Origin of the sequence: Bradyrhizobium sp. IC3195, from assembly GCF_020193585.1 — a bacterium.
GTDB lineage: Bacteria > Pseudomonadota > Alphaproteobacteria > Rhizobiales > Xanthobacteraceae > Bradyrhizobium > Bradyrhizobium yuanmingense.
Window position 1 is genome coordinate 1 of the sequence record NZ_JADYVG010000058.1, and the last position, 2,443, is coordinate 2,443.

At 66.1% G+C, this 2,443-nt stretch carries 2 protein-coding genes; both read left to right on the top strand.

Annotated elements, in window-relative coordinates:
* Positions 1-2,079: hybrid sensor histidine kinase/response regulator (locus I6F09_RS37040; protein WP_225190191.1), on the top strand; the 2,079-nt coding region annotated here is incomplete at its 5' end.
* A gap of 32 nt (positions 2,080-2,111) precedes the next feature.
* Positions 2,112-2,443: chemotaxis protein CheW (locus I6F09_RS37045; protein ID WP_225148808.1), on the top strand; the 332-nt coding region annotated here is incomplete at its 3' end.

Here is a 2,443-nt window from a genome sequence, read left to right on the forward strand (position 1 = left end):
GGCGAGGGCGACCGCATCGCCAACCAGTCGATCCGCGTCAACGTGGATACGCTGGAGCACCTGATGACCATGGTCTCCGAGCTGGTCCTGACCCGCAACCAGCTCTTGGAGATCTCCCGCCGCAACGAGGACACCGAGTTCAAGGTGCCGCTGCAGCGCCTCTCCAACGTCACCGCCGAGCTGCAGGAAGGCGTCATGAAGACGCGCATGCAGCCGATCGGCAATGCCTGGCAGAAGCTGCCCCGCATCGTCCGCGACCTCTCATCCGAACTCGGCAAGCAGATCGAGCTCGAGATGCACGGCGCCGACACCGAGCTCGACCGCCAGGTGCTCGATCTGATCAAGGACCCGCTCACCCACATGGTGCGCAACTCCGCCGATCATGGCCTCGAGACCCCCGCCGAGCGCCTCGCCAGCGGCAAGGGCGAGCAGGGCACCATTCGCCTGTCCGCCTATCACGAGGGCGGCCACATCATCATCTGCATCGCCGACAACGGCCGCGGCCTCAACACCGAGAAGATCAAGGCCAAGGCGCTCTCGTCCGGTCTCGTCACCGAGGCCGAGCTCGAGAAGATGAGCGAAGCCCAGATCCACAAGTTCATCTTCGCGCCGGGCTTCTCCACTGCCGCTGCCATCACCTCGGTCTCGGGCCGCGGCGTCGGCATGGACGTGGTCCGCACCAATATCGACCAGATCGGCGGCACCATCGACATCAAGAGCGTGGCCGGCGAAGGAAGCTCCGTCACCATCAAGATCCCGCTGACGCTCGCCATCGTCTCGGCGCTGATCGTCGAAGCCGCCGGCGACCGCTTTGCGATCCCGCAGCTCTCGGTGGTGGAATTGGTCCGCGCCCGCGCCAACTCCGAGCACCGCATCGAGCGCATCAAGGACACCGCGGTGCTCAGGTTGCGCAACAAGCTGCTGCCGCTGATCCATCTGAAGAAGCTCCTGAAGATCGACGACGGCGCGGCCTCCGATCCCGAGAACGGCTTCATCGTGGTGACGCAAGTCGGCAGCCAGACCTTTGGCATCGTCGTCGATGGCGTGTTCCACACCGAAGAAATCGTGGTCAAGCCGATGTCGACAAAACTGCGTCACATCGACATGTTCTCCGGCAACACCATTCTGGGTGATGGCGCGGTCATCATGATCATCGATCCCAACGGCATCGCCAAGGCGCTCGGCGCCGCCGGCTCCTCGGCCCATGACATGGGTGACGAAGCGGCCGGCCATCACATCGGAAGTGGCGAGCAGACCACCTCGCTGCTGGTGTTCCGCGCCGGCTCGTCGCAGCCCAAGGCGGTTCCGCTCGGCCTCGTCACGCGCCTGGAAGAGCTGCCGGCCGACAAGATCGAGTTCTCGAACGGCCGCTACATGGTGCAGTACCGCGAGCAGCTGATGCCGCTGGTGGCCATGGAAGGCGTCACCATTGCGAGCCAGGGCGCCCAGCCGATCCTGGTGTTCGCCGACGACGGCCGCTCCATGGGCCTCGTCGTCGACGAGATCATCGACATCGTCGAGGAACGCCTCAACATCGAGGTCGGCGGCTCCTCCTCCGGCGTTCTCGGCTCGGCCGTGATCAAGGGCCAGGCCACCGAGGTGATCGACGTCGGCCACTTCCTGCCGATGGCGTTCGCCGACTGGTTCACCCGCAAGGAGATGAAGCCGTCGCTGCATTCGCAGTCGGTGCTGCTGGTCGACGACTCGGCCTTCTTCCGCAACATGCTGGCGCCGGTGCTGAAGGCCGCCGGCTATCGCGTCCGCACCGCGCCGACCGCGCAGGAGGGCCTCGCGGCACTGCGCGCCCAAAGCTTCGACGTGATCCTGACCGACATCGAGATGCCCGATATGAACGGGTTCGAGTTCGCGGAAGTCGTCCGCTCCGACAACAACCTCGCTGCGACGCCGATCATCGGCCTGTCGGCGCTGGTGTCGCCGGCGGCGATCGAGCGCGGCCGTCAGGCCGGCTTCCACGATTACGTCGCCAAGTTCGACCGTCCCGGCCTGATCGCGGCGCTGAAGGAGCAGACCGCGGGCGCCGCCGGCGCCTCCGAGCTGAGCCGGGCGGCCGCGGCTTAAACCTTGAGCGGCATGGACCAGGAGACACTGAAATGAGCAAGAAGACCCAGTCCGCTGAAGGCGCCATGGTCGAATACGTCACCGCGATGATCGGTGGCCAGCTGTTCGGGCTGCCGATCTCCCGCGTCCAGGACGTGTTCATGCCCGAGCGCGTCACCCGCGTGCCGCTGGCCTCGCGCGAGATCGCAGGCGTTTTGAACCTGCGCGGCCGCATCGTCACCGTGGTCGACATGCGCTCGCGCCTCGGCCTGCCCAAGGACGAGGACGGCAAGACCGCGATGGCGGTCGGCGTCGACCTACGCGGCGAATCCTATGGCCTCCTGATCGACCAGATCGGCGAGGTGCTGCGCCTGCCCGAGGACGG